This is a genomic window from Anabaena subtropica FACHB-260 (assembly GCF_014697105.1).
In the GTDB taxonomy this organism is placed as follows: Bacteria; Cyanobacteriota; Cyanobacteriia; order Cyanobacteriales; family Nostocaceae; genus Trichormus; species Trichormus subtropicus.
In genome coordinates, this window is the sequence record NZ_JACJRF010000016.1 from 1 (window position 1) to 16,224 (window position 16,224).

Sequence of the window (16,224 nt, forward strand, 5' to 3'; positions counted from 1 at the left end):
AATGAATTTATAATCACTGTTAAACTAAAATATTTTAATCCTTCGCCCAAAATCTAACATATTTTGGGCTATTTTTATTGGCTTTTTCTTAACATTCAACACTTCTGATTATTAATCAATTGGGATGAAGTAAAAGAAATAGATAAAATTAAGCTCGATTATATCCAGCAAAACGATATTAGAGAATTAATGAATCGTTTAGCTTACTGGATTCATACCCAGGGACAGAACAATGATCAAGAAGGCGGCACACTGATAGATAAAGATGAGTTGATTAGGGAATTATGTAAATATATTACTGAATTTAATTATCAAGTTAAGCCACACCAAGCTAAATCTGAAGCAGAATGTTTTGTTGATCATATTCGAGAGCGAAGTGGTTTATTGAATGAACAAGGTCAAGATAGATATGCCTTTGTACATAAGACATTTCAGGAATATTTAACGGCTGAAGAAATACGAGTTCGCCAAGAAGAAAGCTTTGATGAAGTATTAAACCACATTCGAAAACACTTACATGATCCTCACTGGCGAGAAGTGTTACTACTTTTAATTGCTCAACAAAAACGAGGCAATCCGAAAAAGGTCATTGAAGCAATTCTGCAACAAGAAACTCCTTATGAAGAATGGTTACACCGTAATCTGTTCTTTGCAGGTAGTTGTTTAGCAGAGGACTTACAGTTATCTGACAGTGGTTTAATTGCCGAGATTTTACAGCAATTAGTCAATCTCGAAGTTAGTGATTCTCAACGAGTAGGTGACAAAATTAAATCTCAGGTTTTTCAAGTTCTTTCTAGTCTGAGTGAAACTAAGTTTCAAACTCAAGCACTACAACTTTTGAAAGCATCGGCAGATTTGATAGATCAATGGAGACTGCGAAAATATCGAGCAGCTTTAGGTGAAAAGGAGGAAGTATTAGCAGAACTGTTGATTTTACTCTAAGATCAAAGTGAGGGCGTACGTTACTCTGCGATTAGGACTTTGGGCGACTTGGGTAAGGCTACGCCAGAGTTAGTGCCACAACTGTTGACTTTACTCCAAGATGAGGGTCAGGGTGTTCGTTCCTCTGTGACTCAGGTATTAGGCCACTTAGGCAAGGCTACGCCAGAGGTAGTGTCACAACTGCTGACTTTACTCCAAGATCCAAGTGAGGGCGTACGTTACTCTGCGGCTAGGGCATTGGAAAACTTGGGCAAAGCTACACCAGAGATGGTGCCACAACTGCTGGTTTTACTTCAAGATGAGAGTGAGGGCATACGTCACTCTGCGACTAGGGCATTGAGCAAGGCTACGCCAGAGTTAGTACCACAACTGCTGGCTTTACTCCAAGATGAAAGTTGGCGTGTGCGTTCCTCTGCAACTGAAATATTGGGAAACTTAGGCAAGGCTAAGCCAGATGTAGTATCACAACTGTTGGCTTTACTCCAAGATGAAAGTTGGCGTGTGCGCTCCTCTGCAACTGAGGCATTGGGAAACTTGGGCAAGGCTACGCCAGATGTAGTGTCACAACTGCTGGCTTTACTCCAAGATCAGAATGAGCTTGTGCGTTCCTCTGCAACTGAGGCATTGGGAAACTTGGGCAAGGCTACGCCAGATGTAGTGCCACAACTGCTGGCTTTACTCCAAGATCAGAATGAGCTTGTGCGTTCCTTTGCAACTGAGGCATTGGGAAACTTGGGCAAGGCTACGCCAGATGTAGTGCCACAACTGCTGGCTTTACTCCAAGATAAGAGTGAGCTTGTGCGTTCCTCTGCGACTAAGGCATTGAGAAACTTGGGCAAGGCTACGCCAGATGTAGTGTCACAACTGCTGGCTTTACTCCAAGATGAAAGTTGGCGTGTGCGCTCCTCTGCAACTAAGGCCTTGGGCAACTTAGGCAAGGCTACGCCAGAGGTGGTAACAAAACTGCTGGCTTTACTCCAGGATCAAAGAATATCCGTGCGTTACTCTGCGGCTCAGTCCTTGGGCAACTTGGGCAAAAACTCTCGTCAGGTTACTGCGAATGTCGTTGAATGGATATCGCAACACCAGGATTCAGAATATGTAGGAACAGGAATTGATGTCTTGTGGGATTTAGTGGTGACAGAATTTTGAAATTATCAAACCTTATACCAATTCACAATAGCCTTCGGCAAGGCTAACGCCAACGCAATTCGCAATTAAAAAAACTTAGATTCAGCAAGGCTTTCAGGGTTTACATTTGTATCATAATTTTTCGGGAAATGGTATTACACCTTAAAACCAGTGTTTGAGAAAGCATTAAAAGTCTACACCTTTCAACCACACTCTCCCATCTGTCGGCGTGCTGCTTGTAATAATAAGCGGTGTTCAGCACGGGCGATCGCCTGATATGTCCTCTCTACTGCTTCCGGTTCCACGGAAATCGATGTGATACCCCATTGCACCAATTGATCGATGATTTCTGGATATATTGCTGGTGCTTGACCGCAGATAGAACAAGGGATGCCGGCAATTTGGGACATTTGGATTAGTTGGGCAATAGCAGCCATCACAGCCGGGTGGCGTTCATTCAAAACTTTGGTTATATCCCCTTGTTCCCTGTCTACTCCGAGTAGCAATTGTGTCAGGTCGTTTGTGCCGATGGATATACCAGCTACCCCGGCTTTGACATATTCGGGTAGTAAAAATAAGACGCTGGGGACTTCCGCCATTATCCATAATTGAAACTGGGGAATTTGGGTCAGTCCAAATTGTTCGGCTTTTTGGCGACAGAAGGTAAACTCGGCTACACTGCGAACGAAGGGTAATAAAAGGTTGATGTTATCATAACCAGCTTTTTGGGCGTTAGCGATCGCTGTAAGTTCTAATTCAAAAACATCAGAATTGCGGACATAACTAAATGTACCGCGATCGCCCAAAATTGATTGGGGCGCAGATTGGGAATTATTTGCTGATAGCTCGTGCGATCGCCAATCTAAGGAGCGATAAAAGACTGGGCGCGGGGTAAAAGCGCGGGCAAATTGTATAATCTGCTCAGACCATTGCTCTAATAATTTCGATTTTCGTCCATCCAAAAGCCAAAAATTCGGATGCTGACCCTGAAGTAAAGGTAGTAACATCAGTTCTGACCGCAATAATCCCACTCCATCCACGGGTAAGTTTTGGACTTGTTCGATGAGGCTAAGTTGACTGAGGTTAACTAGCAATTGGGTGGCAATCATTGGCATTTGCCTGTTAACAACAGGATGAAATGATGGAGTAGGGAGTTGCTGCTGTTGATTTTCTGTAGTAGTTGCTTCATCTGGTTTTAATAAATACACCTCCCCGCGATCGCCATCTATGAGTAATCGTTCACCATTGGGAATTAATAATGTTGCTTCCGCTACGTTGATCACAGCAGGAATACCCAATTCCCTGGCCAGAATTGCCGCATGACTGGTCAATCCACCCTGTGCTGTGACAATACCTACAACTTGTTGTAATAAGGGCAACCAATCAGGTGTAACTGTTGGTACTACTAAAATTACGCCCTTGGGTAGTTGTTCTGGTTTCTTTTGGGAGTCGTTAACTACGTGAGCATTTGCTGTGACACGTCCTCTCGCTGCCCCAACACCTTTGATAAACTGTAAATTGGGAATGGCAGATTGAGGAGTACTCACTTGAGTGATGTAGAGATGGGGGGTTGAGTTGTCCTCCGCGATTGTCCACTCGATGGTAAAAATTTTACCTAATTCACTTTCTAATTGATGCCCTAATGTAATTACTTGTTGTAGATATTCTTCTGCTAAAGCGTACTGTTGCTGGTGCGCGTTCTCAACCAAATATGCAGCTACACAGGAGTTATCCACTGTAAATACAGATTGTCTCAATGATTCAGAATTTAAAGATGCAGAACTATCGAGATGATAAATCAGCATTTTATTTCCCAACTGTCGCTCTAAAACAATACCCGTGTCCTGCTGAATTTTGTATGTATCAGGTGTCACCTCACCTTGAGTCAGTGCTACTCCTAATCCCCAGGTAGCATCAATTTTCCAGTCGGAGGTGTTAGCCATTAATGAACCACTAGCGATCGCATTTTGTACTGGCTGGACTAAAATTGCCAGGTTAACTTCTTGCAGGTTAACTCCCATGCGCTGCCAATATAGCAAGCTTCTGGCGCGAAACAGTTGACTCCAGGTATGCTTGAGAGTGTGAGCGATCGCTCCTTCTTCACATCGGCAAAAAGTTGCATCCAACAATCCAGAAGTATTCCCTAGCCTGTTTGTTGCAGTGGCCAGTGCTAAACTAGGGCGAAAAATTAAAGAATCAGTCTGCCATTCCCTAGCGGCTACAAGAATTGTATTCAGCCACTGTGATGGCACGGTTGCATGAATAATTTCTTGGCGTAAACGACCAGCCACCTGCTGGAGTTGTCGCCAGTTGCCTACATCTAAGTGTAAGGAAGAATTGGGTAAGTTAGCGACTAATGACTCTGAACTGTTGAGAGTTTCTAGAAATGATCGTAAAACTTCTTCTGAAACTACAAAACCGGGAACAACAGGGTAGCCACGTTGCTTGATTCTGCTTAAATAGAACGCTTTGTCACCTACTTTGGCGCGGTCTTGTAATTTGATTTGGTCAAGCCAGTAGAGTTTATCCACTCAATTTGTTTGATTGTCAATTGTGAGTTTACAGCTAAAGCTATCTATGTCCTGGTATACTTTCAGGTGTTACGTGCTACTTTTTGCCAGGATTTAGTCTCTATAATTTATGTTTAATGCAATTAGTTATTTTTTTATTCAGAAGTCTCTAATATGCCTCCCTAATCAACATTTTGGTTAATGATCGTCAAATTATCTCTACAAAATAATTCAGTAATTAGTTTCCATAATACGTTAGCCTAGATAATCAATATTCCCATAAGTTATTAGTAAAATTATAGATGTTTAAGGAAAAATTAGATTATCTTGAGATTATATAGCAGGAAAATAAAATTTATCGACTGTTTAAAAAAGCATTTTTAAGTGTATTTAATAGTTAATTAATGTAGATTTATAAACTTTATAATAAAAACAATACAATAAAAATAAAAATTTTTACAGGCTTTGGAAATATGAGTTATACACTATCTATAATATATTTTTTATCTCAGACATAAAATTGCTAGAAAATTACTATTTGCAACCCAACGACCTTTTGAAGCTGATATTTCGGCTTTTTCTTGCCTTACTAATTGGAGCGATTATCGGTATAGAACGCGAACTGCGACGTAAACCCGCAGGCTTAAGAACTCATATGTTGGTTAGTTTCGGTTCTGCTATATTTGTTGTCATACCCTTGCAAATAATTTCATTAGAATCATATCCAGAAATTATTGGCAGAGTTATTCAGGGTATTGCAGCTGGTGTAGGATTCCTGGGTGCTGGAGAAATTTTCCGTGAATCTTCCCAACAATCACAACGTTTAGAAATTCATGGACTCACATCAGCAGCCGCAATTTGGGTTTCATCTGCTTTGGGGATTGCGGCAGGTTGTGGTTTATGGCAGTTAGGTTTAATTGGAGCCATAATCACTTTTGTAATTCTGAATTTTTTTAAGAGGTTTGAGAATAATTAATCAATAGCCATTGGTCATTAGTTATCGAATTGACTTGTTACTAGACATTTGGTAAAAACATAACTGCTAAATCGAAAATCCACTTCATTTCTATTGACTATTGACTCTTAACTAAATAGTTTTAATGCTTTGGCAAAAACTGGATCTTCAGTTTTAGTTTGAATAATTGATTTTACTAAATATATAAATTCCCAATCAGTTTGGGTATCATTGTCAATAGTTTTACTAGCTGCATAAAAGCTAGCATCATTAATGCTTAATTCATTAGTTGTACCTGTTTGAAGCTCTGGTCTTTTTTTATCCCAGGACAGTGATTTACCCCGTAAAGTAAATTGAAACCATGAAATTTCATCATAATAAAATTCCAAAAAAATATCAAAATAAGGTTCTTCCCCTTGAAACCAAAGTCTAGTTTTACCCTCGTCTTGGCTTTGTTTAAGGAGCTTCTGTTCGATTTGTCTTAATGATTTGCCTAGTAATGTAATCTCATTTTTATTTAATATATAGTCTGTATTTTTCATGGTTGTAATAACTGATAGTGCTTAATTCATGAACCCTAATAAGAAAATGATTTATTAGAAATAATAAACTTAAATGAAGCATGATTTATCAAATAAAATATTAGTTTTAATTTCTCTTAAATAGAAATTTCTCCTTGATTAACAAAAAGAATTTGGGAAGAATTCAACCACTGAGAATCAAAAGAACTGAGGTGAGTAGTAGTAATTAAGGTTTGGAATCTATCTTGAATAGTATCTAACAATTGATTCTGCCGAGATGGATCTAATTCAGCCAAAACATCATCAAGCAAGAGTAAAGGTGGCTCTTTAACAACTTCTTCAATTAATTGTAGTTCGGCTAGTTTAAGCGCTAATACCAGCGTACGTTGCTGACCCTGAGAACCGTATTGGCGAGCTGGTGTTTGATTGATGGTTAATTCTACTTCGTCTCGATGGGGACCGACAAGGGTAGTTCCTCGGTACATTTCGGCAACGGCTCGTTGCTGTAATTTGGTTAAAAAAGCTTGTTGCACTTCGTCTGGTTGATTTTCAATCAATGACACATTAGGTACATAGTTGATTTGCAGAACTTCAGTACTCCCGCTAATATTGGCGTGCCAAGCAGCAGCTAGGGGGACGAGTCGAGATAGCGCGCGATCGCGTCTTCTAATTACCCTTGTGCCTGTAGTAACTAATTGTGCGTCCCAAATAGCGAGGGCTGAGTCTTGAGTAGTAAGTGCTGAGTCTTGAAACTTCTTTAAATAAGCATTGCGTTGGCGTAAGACCTGGTGATATTGCTGCAAAATATGAGCATAAACTGGCTCAAGTTGAATGAGGAGAGTATCTAGCCAGTTGCGGCGGACTTCAGGACTACCACGCACGAGTTCTAAGTCCAAACTGGAGAACTGCACCGCATTCAGCACACCCAAAAAATCCATTTGTCGCCGCAGAGATTCGCCATTGAGGGCAACAGTACGGCGACCGTTACGCCTCAGAGTTAAGCTGAGGTCACTAATTCCTGCTTCTCTCTCCAAAATGGCGTTGATTTGTGCTGCTGGTTCTTCTTCTTGGATTAAATCACGATCGCGTGCCATCCGATGCGATCGCAATGTCGCCAACAACTCTACCGCCTCCAACAAATTCGACTTACCCTGAGCATTATTCCCTACCAAAATTGTTTTGGCAGCTGAAAAATCAACCTTTTGGTCTTTGTAGTTGCGAAAATGCCGGAGGTGTAGAGTCTTTAGGTACATAGTGAATACGGGGAAGGTTGGGGAGTGGGGGAGGTTGGGGAGTGGGGAGAGATGGGGGACAATTTATATCCCTCTCATCCTCCTCATCTTCCTCATCCCCTTCACACAGTCTTTTTCCCCCTAAAGCGGAAGAATAATTTCTCAAATTCAATCCAGATAAACATTAAGGAACTAAAGCCAAAACATATTGCTAATTCTGTGGGTGGTAGCCATTGCAGACCAAAGAATGCCCGTAGGGGTGGAACGTAAATCAGCATCAGCTGCAAAATTGTAGTGACAATCACAGCCCCTAATACAAAGATATTAGAGAAGGGATTCATTTCAATGGTGAGTTGGTTGTTGGAACGGATAGCGATCGCATGACCCATTTGAGCGACACACAAGGAAGTGAAGACCATTGTTTTCCATCGGTCAGGGTCGAGTCCTGACCCTGTCACCGCTTGAGAATGATCGTAAGCCCATTTCATCAGGATAATGCTGATGATGGCGAAGATAATACCGATGCGTATCATGTAAGAACCCAAACCCCTAGCAAAAATGCTTTCACGGGGGCTAAAGGGGGGACGTTTCATCACATCCGGCTCTGGTGGTTCCACAGCTAAGGCTAAGGCTGGTAGACCATCTGTTACCAAGTTCATCCAGAGGATTTGTAGGGGTGTGAGGGGAACACCTCCTAATCCCATGAGGGGTGCAGCCGCAATGGTGAGAACTTCACCGATGTTACTACCGAGGATGTATTTAATAAAGCGGCGGATGTTTGTGTAAACAACTCGACCTTCTTTAGTAGCGGCGACAATAGTAGCAAAGTTGTCATCTAATAGCACCATATCACTGGCTTCTTTACTAACATCTGTACCGGTAATACCCATAGCAATACCGATATCAGCTTGTTTGAGGGCTGGAGCATCGTTGACACCATCCCCTGTCATGGCTACGAATCTACCCCGACGTTGCAGTGCTTGGACAATTCGCAATTTGTGTTCTGGGGCTACCCGTGCATAGATGCTTACCAAGTCAACTTGCTGTTCTAGTTCCTGGTCGCTCATCCGTTGCAATTCTTGACCTGTCAGAACTCTGTCACCTTCTTGGGCAATACCCAAGTCTGTGGCGATCGCTCGTGCTGTTAGTTGGTGGTCGCCTGTAATCATGATGGGGCGAATACCCGCTTCTCGGCATTCTTGGACGGCGGCTCTAACTTCGGGACGTGGTGCATCTAGCATCCCCACCAAACCCAGCCAAACCATTCCTTGTTCTGATGTTTCATCAGACCCCTCCGGCGGCACTTCTGCTAGAGGTTTGTAGGCAAAACCTAATACCCGCAAACCTTTAGCGGCCATTTGGTCATTTGTTGCCAAAATTTGTTGGCGTTGTTCATCATTCAAGGGGGCAGAGTCTACACCCAAATTAATCGCTGTACAACGTGCCAAAATCAACTCCGGCGAACCTTTGGTAAACATCATGTAAGGTTCACTGTTGACCAAACCTGCCAGGGCTGGATCGATGGCTGTCATCGCAGGTTCACCCGTGGCTACTTGCTCTACCTGAGCAATCACGCTCATGCGTTTGCGTTCCGATGAGAAGGGAAACTCGCTCACACGGGGTAATTTATAGTTCCACTGGTCTTTTTCAATACCTGCTTTTCCTGCCAGTGTCACCAACGCCCCTTCGGTGGGGTCGCCTAAAATTATCCATTCCCCTTTTTCTTTTTGTAAGACTGAATCGTTACAAACAGCACAGGCGACTAATAAAGCCGGAATTTCGGGATAATCTTCCGCAGGAATGTTTTGACCATCTAGCTGAAACTCACCAACAGGAGCGTAACCTTCGCCTGTGACGCGAAAAGCCTTTTGGTTTGTGTACACCGATTGCACTACCATTTTGTTCTGGGTGAGTGTACCGGTTTTATCAGAACAAATAGTCGTGACTGAACCCAAAGTTTCTACTGCTGGAAGTTTGCGAATTAAGGCATGATGACGCACCATGCGCTGGGTTCCCAATGCCAAAGTAACTGTAATTACGGCGGGTAAGCCTTCTGGGACTACAGCTACCGCCATACTCAAAGAAACTTCCAGCAAGTCTCTGAGGGGGCTAAAATTCCCTGCCTGAACTACACCACCGATAACAACGATCGCTACTAAAACCAAGGAACCTGTGACTAGGACATTTCCTAGTTGGGTCATGCGTTGTTGCAAGGGGGTGGGTTTATTTTCCACCGACTGCAACATGGTGGCAATTTTACCTAGTTCCGTACTCATGCCAGTGTTAGTTACTAGCACCTTGCCACGCCCTTGGACGACTTCCGTACCTTGAAAAACTAAATTAATGCGATCGCCTAAAGATGTATCTTCTGGTAGTTCTAAAGTTGCTTGTTTACTGACTGGGTGCGCTTCACCGGTCAGTGCTGACTCTCGCACTTGTAAATTCGCCTGCTCAATTAAGCGTCCATCGGCGGATATTTGCACCCCAGCCTCTAGAAGCATCACATCCCCTGGGACTACATCTTTGGCTGCTATGTCTACCAACTTGTTACCACGGATCACCCGCACTGAGGGAGACGCGAGTTTTTTCAAAGCTGCGAGGGCTTGTTCAGCACGGGTTTCCTGCACATAACCAAGAACACCATTGAGAATCACAATCGCTAAAATGGCGATCGTATCTTTAAAGGGTATTTCCCCAGGCTTAAGTTCTCCTGCCTGCCAAGAGAAAAAATCTAAAGAGCCAGAAATAAAAGCTACTGCAATCAGCATCAACAACATAATGTTCTTGAACTGATCGAGTAAAATCTCCCAAGTGCTACGACCTCCGTGTTCTTCTAGTTCGTTGGGGCCGTATTTTTGCAACCGTTGTTCAACTTCTTCGATTGTTAAGCCACCGTCTGCATTACTATTGAGCAGTCCGAGTGCTTTATCAACTTCCAAACTATGCCAAGTAGTGGAACTTTCAGGCAGAGAATTAGCAGACATTGTGTAAGTCACAGAAAATGGTTACAGATTTCGATCATAATTTAGTGATGGACAGAAAACCATCCACCAAAGTTACATTACGGCTATTGCCTAGATGTATGAGTATTAACTTATGTTGCTACTTATGCGGGTAATTTAGTCATGAATAATGGGTAACAGTTTCTTCCTAATCACCCATTACTGAGCAGACAAGAGTCAATTTATTTTCTTTTGGTGCATCATGTATTATTTCTTCAGCCAGAGTTTTTTGGCAGATATTGTACTGATAATAGAGAATAACATCCAGTCTAAATTTGGATCACAAATGCCATGCCACAATTAATTTTAGGCGTGCTAAACCGTTAAATAAATATGCTTGATATGAGTTTTGCACCCACCAGTTTGACCGTTAGCCAAATGTTAGGGACTAGGACAATTAGACCATTGACGGCTGCTACTTTATGTGGCATCGCTTTTATCCAAGATAGACTGATCGCTATTGATAGTATCAAGGGGCATTTACTAGAGATTGACCCAAAAACTGATAACAGCAAGATTCTCAACCCCCACCAAGCTAAAGAGTTCACAGATGTAACTGGTTTAGCGGTTTGGGAAGATAATCTTTGGGTAACTCGCGGTAACAGTGTCTATTTATCCAAGCTTTCATCTTTAGGCTTAGAACATTTTGTGACTTTGCCTTACAGTGCCGACGGTGTAGCTGTTTGGGAATCAACAGTTTACGTTAGTTGCCATAGGTTAGGCTACATTCTGATTTTTGACCGCGATACCCGTAAAGAGATTACCAGATTCTATGCCCCTGGGGTGGGAATTGAGAATTTAGTGGTCAATGGTGACACACTTTGGGTTTGCGATCGCACCGAACAAACAGTCTACTCTATGGATAGGGCAACTGGGGAAGTTCGATTTAGTGTTTTAACCCCCTTTGAATCGCCTACAGGTATAGCAGTACATTTAAATGGCGAAACAGGGCGAGAAAATCTTTATGTCGCTTATGCCTCAGAGGAACCATATATCCGGGACAACCCTAACGCTGACCCCAATCATGAATTAACATACCGCGATCGCACTTTTATTCACCCCCTCTATTATCATCACGAGCCAGATAAACACTACGCCCTTTCTAACGGTTATTTAATTGAAATGTCCTACGCTGAGGAAATTTCCCCCTTAGAAGAGGTGTATTTACCAGAGGTAGAATGGCGTATCGCTCTCCCTTCAGAAACTGAACGTCAAAAAATCCAACACATTGAACCCATCGGTATACCTTTTACAGAAGAAGTTATTGATGGACAAAGGGTAGCGGTGTTTAAATTTGATGCCTTGACTCCTGGCGAACGCCACATATTTGGCTGGAAAGCATTATTAGAAGTCCGAGGTATTAAGTATCGCATCACACCTAAAGATGTAGAAAATATTCCCGAACTATCACCGGAATTTCAAGCCCGCTACTTGGTGGATGATGACGATTTAGCAATGGATACGAGTATTGTCCGCCGTGCGGCTGAAGAAGCCGTTGGTTCGGAAACCAACCTGTTGCGGAAAATGTACAGCATCCGTAACTACGTTTATGATGAATTATCTTATGGTATTAAACCATACATAGATACGCCAGATATAGTTTTAGAACGAGGCGTTGGTTCCTGTGGCGAGTATGTAGGCGTGTTACTAGCTCTTTGCCGCTTGAATGGTATCCCTTGCCGCACCGTTGGTAGATATAAATGCCCTCCACATGGACAACAACAAGGAGTCCCCTTATATCCAGATTTTAATCATGTGTGGTTAGAATTTTACATCCCTGGTTTTGGCTGGTTGCCAATGGAATCTAACCCTGATGACTTGGGTAGTGATAGCCAGTATCCCACCCGCTTTTTTATGGGCTTATGCTGGTATCACATTGAAATCGGCAAAGGTGTTTCCTTTGAAACTCTCAGTAGTCAAGGTACGAGATTAACCAAAGATGATATCCCTATAGGTGATTTGGCAATTAACCATATTCGCTTTACGATTCTCAAAGAATTACCAGCTTTTTGAATCTGTTTCTAAGAATTGAAATTGGGCATAGGGGATGATGAAATATCTCCTCTGTCCCCAAAGTTATAAGTTAAGAAATTTTAGCGTATATACCTTTAAATTGCGTTACGAGCAAAGGATGCTATTTTACTAATCTATGATACATTTTTGACTATCACAATACCTTTCTGCTCATAAATTGGCATAACTAATTTTTTTAAAGCTGGCAATTCTCGGTGGAAAAATATAGACCCGATAATACAAGCAATACCATCAATTATTAATGTGTTGGGTGCGCCAATACGATTAGCTAATGCACCACCTAATAAATTACCGATAGGAATTATTCCTAAAAATGACATTGTATATAAGCTCATCAATCTACCGCGCTTATTTTCTTCGACAATTGTCTGAAGAAAGGTGTTACTGGCAGCGATTTGTAAAATTGTTCCTAAGCCGACAAACAACATTGTAAATAGAGAAAGGGGTAAAAATCTTGAGGCAGAAAAGGCAATTAAACCCACACCTAAAATTGCCGGGGCAATAGCAATTAATTGACCAATACCTACAATTGTTCTTCTTGTCGCTAAATAAATACCACCCGATAAGGCTCCTAAACCCGAAGCTGCCATTAAGAAACCCAAAGTTTCTGCACCACCTTTGAGAATTGTTTCGGCAAAAATTGGTACAAGAATTGTATTTTGTAGACCCATTAAACTAACTAAAGTTGATAGCAGTAAAATAGCTCGAATTGGCGGAAAGCTAAAGGCATATACAAATCCTTCCTTAACTTGCTGCCAAGGATTACCGTCAATTGCCGACAGTTTCCAAGGTTTAACTTTCATCGCCAATAAACCAGCAATGACTGCAATATAACTTAAGCCATCAATTAAAAAACAATACGTTATCCCAATAGTAGAAATTAGTAAACCCCCAACTGCTGGGCCAATTAACCGCGCACCATTAATCATTGTCGAATTAACAGCGATCGCATTGGCTAAATCTTCCCGGCATTCCACTAGTTCTGGGACAAATGCTTGCCTTGCTGGTGCATCTAAGGCACTAACAAATCCTTGAAACAAGCTTAAGGCAATGATGTGCCAAATTTGAATCATCCCGGTGAATGTTAATATAGCTAATGCTAAGGACTGAATCATCGACAGCATCTGTGTACCAATTAAGGTACGATACCGGGAAAATCTATCTACAAATACTCCCCCAAATGGCGCCAGAAAAAAGCTAGGAATTTGGCTAGTAAAACCAACAATTCCTAACATTAATGGCGAATTAGTTAATTCATAAACTAGCCATACGGTAGCTAGTTGTGTCATCCATGTACCAATCAAAGAAATTCCTTGCCCTGCAAAAAACAGTCGATAATTTCTTGATCTGAAAGCAGGTATTTGTAGCCAGTTTTTTTTATTCATTAATCATTAAATAACAACTGATTTATTTAACTCAAGACTAACTTTCGCAGATATTCTTGGTATAATCCCAAAGACGTATCCTTAAATATTCTTTTGGTTATTCACTACATTTAATTATTTAACGTGAGTCTCCAACGGAGGCGCACGTTTATTTAAGTTTTTTGCTCTTTATTTAGTGTGCGTAATATTTTTCTATAAAAAACCAAAAACTTCTTCATCCTCATGGGTGATTCAATGAAACTTACTAAGATAGATTAGCGATCGCTCGATTTAAAAGTTGAGAAAATAGTTCACGATCAGCAGTAGAAATCCCTTGCATCGCCTCTTCCAGTAATTCTGCGGCCAGTGGTGGTAAAACAGTTTCTAATTCCCTACCTGCATCAGTCAGCCAGATCCGCCAAATTCGGCGATCGTGTACATCCCTTTCTCTACGCACCAAGCCACGTTCTTCCATCCGGTCTAGAACACCTGTAAGCGTACCGCCTACTTGCTTGAGTTTATCCCCAATACTCGAAGTAGGTAAACCATCTTCTTGCCACAGACAGCATAAAACAAACCAATGAAATGGAGTCATTCCAAAAGGTTCTAGTCTTTCCGTAAACTTGCGGGTCAAGAGTTGTGAAAGTAATTTGATTCTGTACCCCACATTGTACGGGGCAAGGTTTTGCTGCCACGATTCAGAAGTTGGTGAATGGTCAGGTTGGGCAATCATTAGAAAATTACTTAGTGCGCGTAATATTTATTATAGATTGGTCAATAGTCAATGGTCAATGGTCATTCTCACCCGACTCTTCTGCTTTGCATCTTGCCTATGGTTGGACTTGGATCAATTTGTAGTTGTCTACTTCCCCGATGATGCGGTGGGGTCTGGATATTTCAGGTGAATTATTTTGATCTACCCAAGCATAGCTAGAAGGTGGTAATTGGGCAATTGTATCTACTTTTTGACCGTGAACAGGAGTGTAAAAATTGAGCAAGACAGAGTTTTTACCGTTTACCTGTACAAAGTGAATGGGGTGGTCTTGTAAAATGGAAGCGATCGCTGGTTGTTGTAAAAATGTGCGATAAGTAGGGTTATAGTCGCCCAATAAGCCAAAGCCACCAGCAAACGCCAAAGCTAACCAGCAGGGAATTAACCAACCTGCTATCCAATAACTAGATGTGAGAAACTTACAGCCAAATTTATAGCGACCAATCCAGACCATCGGCACAATAAACCAACTTAAGCCTACAATTAAACCAATAACTGCATACTTGCGATCAGCCAAGCTGGTCGGAACGCCATCACCTACGATAGAGTGCAGCCTATCGCCCCAGATAAAAACAACTATAGCTGCTATCAAAAATAAAATACCAATTACACTACAAGCGTAGCTGAGAATACGCAGAATATTTCCTTTTTGCCGCCAGGGTTTTCTTGTTGCATATCCCATATCGTAAATTTTGCCTAACCAGTCTAAACCTATGGCTGCGAGTAAAGCGATGAAAGGATAAAGACAAAGACCGTAGTGAGACAGACGAGTAGAAAAAATGCTGAGTTCTACAAATAAAATAATTGGAAATCCAACCAGTATCAGATGATAATGAAGTTTAGGGCGAAGAATAACTAAAAATAATCCTAAAAGACTAAAAAATGTCCAAGGAAAAGCTTTTAAAGATATATTCCAGAAATAGAATAAAATACCATTTCCATCACGCTCTTCAGAGCCAAGCCTTAATACAAATTCCACTAGAGTAGCGAATATATTATTGCTGTGGCGTTGCCAATTAAACCATGACCAAACAAATATAGGAATAAAACCACTCATTAAACCCAAATACAGCCAGGGGTTAGTCAAATGACGATGACGACGATGTTCAAAAATTAAATAGGGTAACAAAGCTACAGTTGGGAGAACAATCACAAAACTTCTGACTAAAAATCCTAAACCCAAACTTAACCCAGCAATAAAAATTAATCCAGAGCTATATTTATAATTAGGATATAATTCGGCTTGAATCAGCGAGTAAATGGCTAAAAGTATTAAGAAAATCATTGGCATATCAGGATTGCCTAAACGGCAATATTGCAGCCAGAGAAATTCCAGACTTAAAATTGCTGTAGCTAGCCAAGCTAACTTTTGATTCAGGATAATTTTGCCGATTTCATAGACAAGTAATAGGGAAAAAATTCCACAAATCATGCTAGGAAGTCTGACAGTAAATTCATTGACTCCAAATAGCTGATAAAAACTAGCAATTAACCAATAAAAACCAGGAGTTTTATGGTGGATATTACTCCAAGCTGACACCCAATCCCCAGAATCAAATATTTGACGCGCACGCCAAGCATAAAGCGCTTCATCATGGGCGATTAAACTATTTTCTCCAGAACTCAATAATAATAATGGGGTTGTCCAAACAAACAAAGTGATGTAGGGAAAGGCTACTGAGAAGCTGATTCGTTGCCAAGTAGACTGTAATGATTGTAATTTATAGAACATTAAGTACTGTGCAAATGCGTGGATGGATA

General features: G+C 41.3%; 10 protein-coding genes and 1 pseudogene. 4 read left to right on the forward strand and 7 right to left on the reverse strand.

The window, feature by feature from the left end; all coding sequences use genetic code 11:
* The first annotated feature begins 189 nt into the window (after nt 1-189).
* Complete coding sequence (locus H6G18_RS11415; protein ID WP_190407224.1) at nt 190-942, forward strand: NACHT domain-containing protein; 753 nt, start codon at nt 190-192, stop codon at nt 940-942.
* Nucleotides 943-954: 12 nt separating this feature from the next.
* Nucleotides 955-2,094: pseudogene (locus tag H6G18_RS11420) on the forward strand (sister chromatid cohesion protein PDS5); the annotation flags it as partial.
* A 182-nt stretch (nt 2,095-2,276) separates the two neighbouring features.
* Here the strand turns inward: H6G18_RS11420 and H6G18_RS11425 are convergent.
* Complete coding sequence (locus H6G18_RS11425; RefSeq protein WP_190407225.1) at nt 2,277-4,604, reverse strand: putative PEP-binding protein; 2,328 nt, start codon at nt 4,602-4,604, stop codon at nt 2,277-2,279.
* A 499-nt stretch (nt 4,605-5,103) separates the two neighbouring features.
* On the opposite strand from H6G18_RS11425, the gene H6G18_RS11430 reads away from it, so the two are divergent.
* A complete protein-coding gene (locus tag H6G18_RS11430; protein WP_190407226.1) occupies nt 5,104-5,559 on the forward strand; it encodes an MgtC/SapB family protein in 456 nt (151 codons plus the stop codon).
* Nucleotides 5,560-5,666: 107 nt separating this feature from the next.
* Here the strand turns inward: H6G18_RS11430 and H6G18_RS11435 are convergent, their stop codons facing one another.
* The 3 genes from H6G18_RS11435 to H6G18_RS11445 all read right to left on the reverse strand — a co-directional run bounded on the left by H6G18_RS11435 (nt 5,667) and on the right by H6G18_RS11445 (nt 10,275).
* Nucleotides 5,667-6,080, reverse strand: a complete 414-nt coding sequence (locus H6G18_RS11435; protein ID WP_190407227.1) for a hypothetical protein — start codon at nt 6,078-6,080, stop codon at nt 5,667-5,669.
* Nucleotides 6,081-6,196: 116 nt separating this feature from the next.
* Nucleotides 6,197-7,312, reverse strand: a complete 1,116-nt coding sequence (gene recF / locus H6G18_RS11440; protein WP_190407228.1) for a DNA replication/repair protein RecF — start codon at nt 7,310-7,312, stop codon at nt 6,197-6,199.
* A gap of 101 nt (nt 7,313-7,413) precedes the next feature.
* The gene (locus tag H6G18_RS11445; protein WP_190407229.1) at nt 7,414-10,275 is read right to left on the reverse strand and encodes a cation-translocating P-type ATPase; all 2,862 of its coding nucleotides are present in this window, start codon (nt 10,273-10,275) and stop codon (nt 7,414-7,416) included.
* A 351-nt stretch (nt 10,276-10,626) separates the two neighbouring features.
* Here H6G18_RS11445 and H6G18_RS11450 point away from each other — a divergent pair, with 351 nt between their 5' ends.
* Nucleotides 10,627-12,306 carry a transglutaminase domain-containing protein gene (locus H6G18_RS11450; protein ID WP_190407230.1) on the forward strand — a complete coding sequence of 560 codons (1,680 nt, stop codon included), beginning with the start codon at nt 10,627-10,629 and terminating at the stop codon, nt 12,304-12,306.
* 134 nt (nt 12,307-12,440) lie between these two features.
* Here the strand turns inward: H6G18_RS11450 and H6G18_RS11455 are convergent, their stop codons facing one another.
* The 3 genes from H6G18_RS11455 to H6G18_RS11465 form a co-directional block, all read right to left on the reverse strand.
* Complete coding sequence (locus H6G18_RS11455) at nt 12,441-13,712, reverse strand: MFS transporter (RefSeq protein WP_190407231.1); 1,272 nt, start codon at nt 13,710-13,712, stop codon at nt 12,441-12,443.
* Nucleotides 13,713-13,956: 244 nt separating this feature from the next.
* A complete protein-coding gene (locus H6G18_RS11460; protein ID WP_190407232.1) occupies nt 13,957-14,424 on the reverse strand; it encodes a MarR family winged helix-turn-helix transcriptional regulator in 468 nt (155 codons plus the stop codon).
* Between the two features lie 97 nt (nt 14,425-14,521).
* Nucleotides 14,522-16,195 (reverse strand): ArnT family glycosyltransferase, encoded by a 1,674-nt coding sequence (locus H6G18_RS11465; protein ID WP_190407233.1) that lies wholly within the window; start codon nt 16,193-16,195, stop codon nt 14,522-14,524.
* Between the last annotated feature and the right edge of the window lie 29 nt (nt 16,196-16,224).

Coding starts and splice junctions, on each gene's coding strand:
- H6G18_RS11415 (WP_190407224.1), top strand. CDS start 190: ATGAATCGTTTAGCTTACTGGATTCATACCCAGGGACAGAACAATGAT.
- H6G18_RS11435 (WP_190407227.1), bottom strand. CDS start 6,080: ATGAAAAATACAGACTATATATTAAATAAAAATGAGATTACATTACTA.
- recF (WP_190407228.1), bottom strand. CDS start 7,312: ATGTACCTAAAGACTCTACACCTCCGGCATTTTCGCAACTACAAAGAC.
- H6G18_RS11445 (WP_190407229.1), bottom strand. CDS start 10,275: ATGTCTGCTAATTCTCTGCCTGAAAGTTCCACTACTTGGCATAGTTTG.
- H6G18_RS11450 (WP_190407230.1), top strand. CDS start 10,627: ATGCTTGATATGAGTTTTGCACCCACCAGTTTGACCGTTAGCCAAATG.
- H6G18_RS11455 (WP_190407231.1), bottom strand. CDS start 13,712: ATGAATAAAAAAAACTGGCTACAAATACCTGCTTTCAGATCAAGAAAT.
- H6G18_RS11460 (WP_190407232.1), bottom strand. CDS start 14,424: ATGATTGCCCAACCTGACCATTCACCAACTTCTGAATCGTGGCAGCAA.
- H6G18_RS11465 (WP_190407233.1), bottom strand. CDS start 16,195: ATGTTCTATAAATTACAATCATTACAGTCTACTTGGCAACGAATCAGC.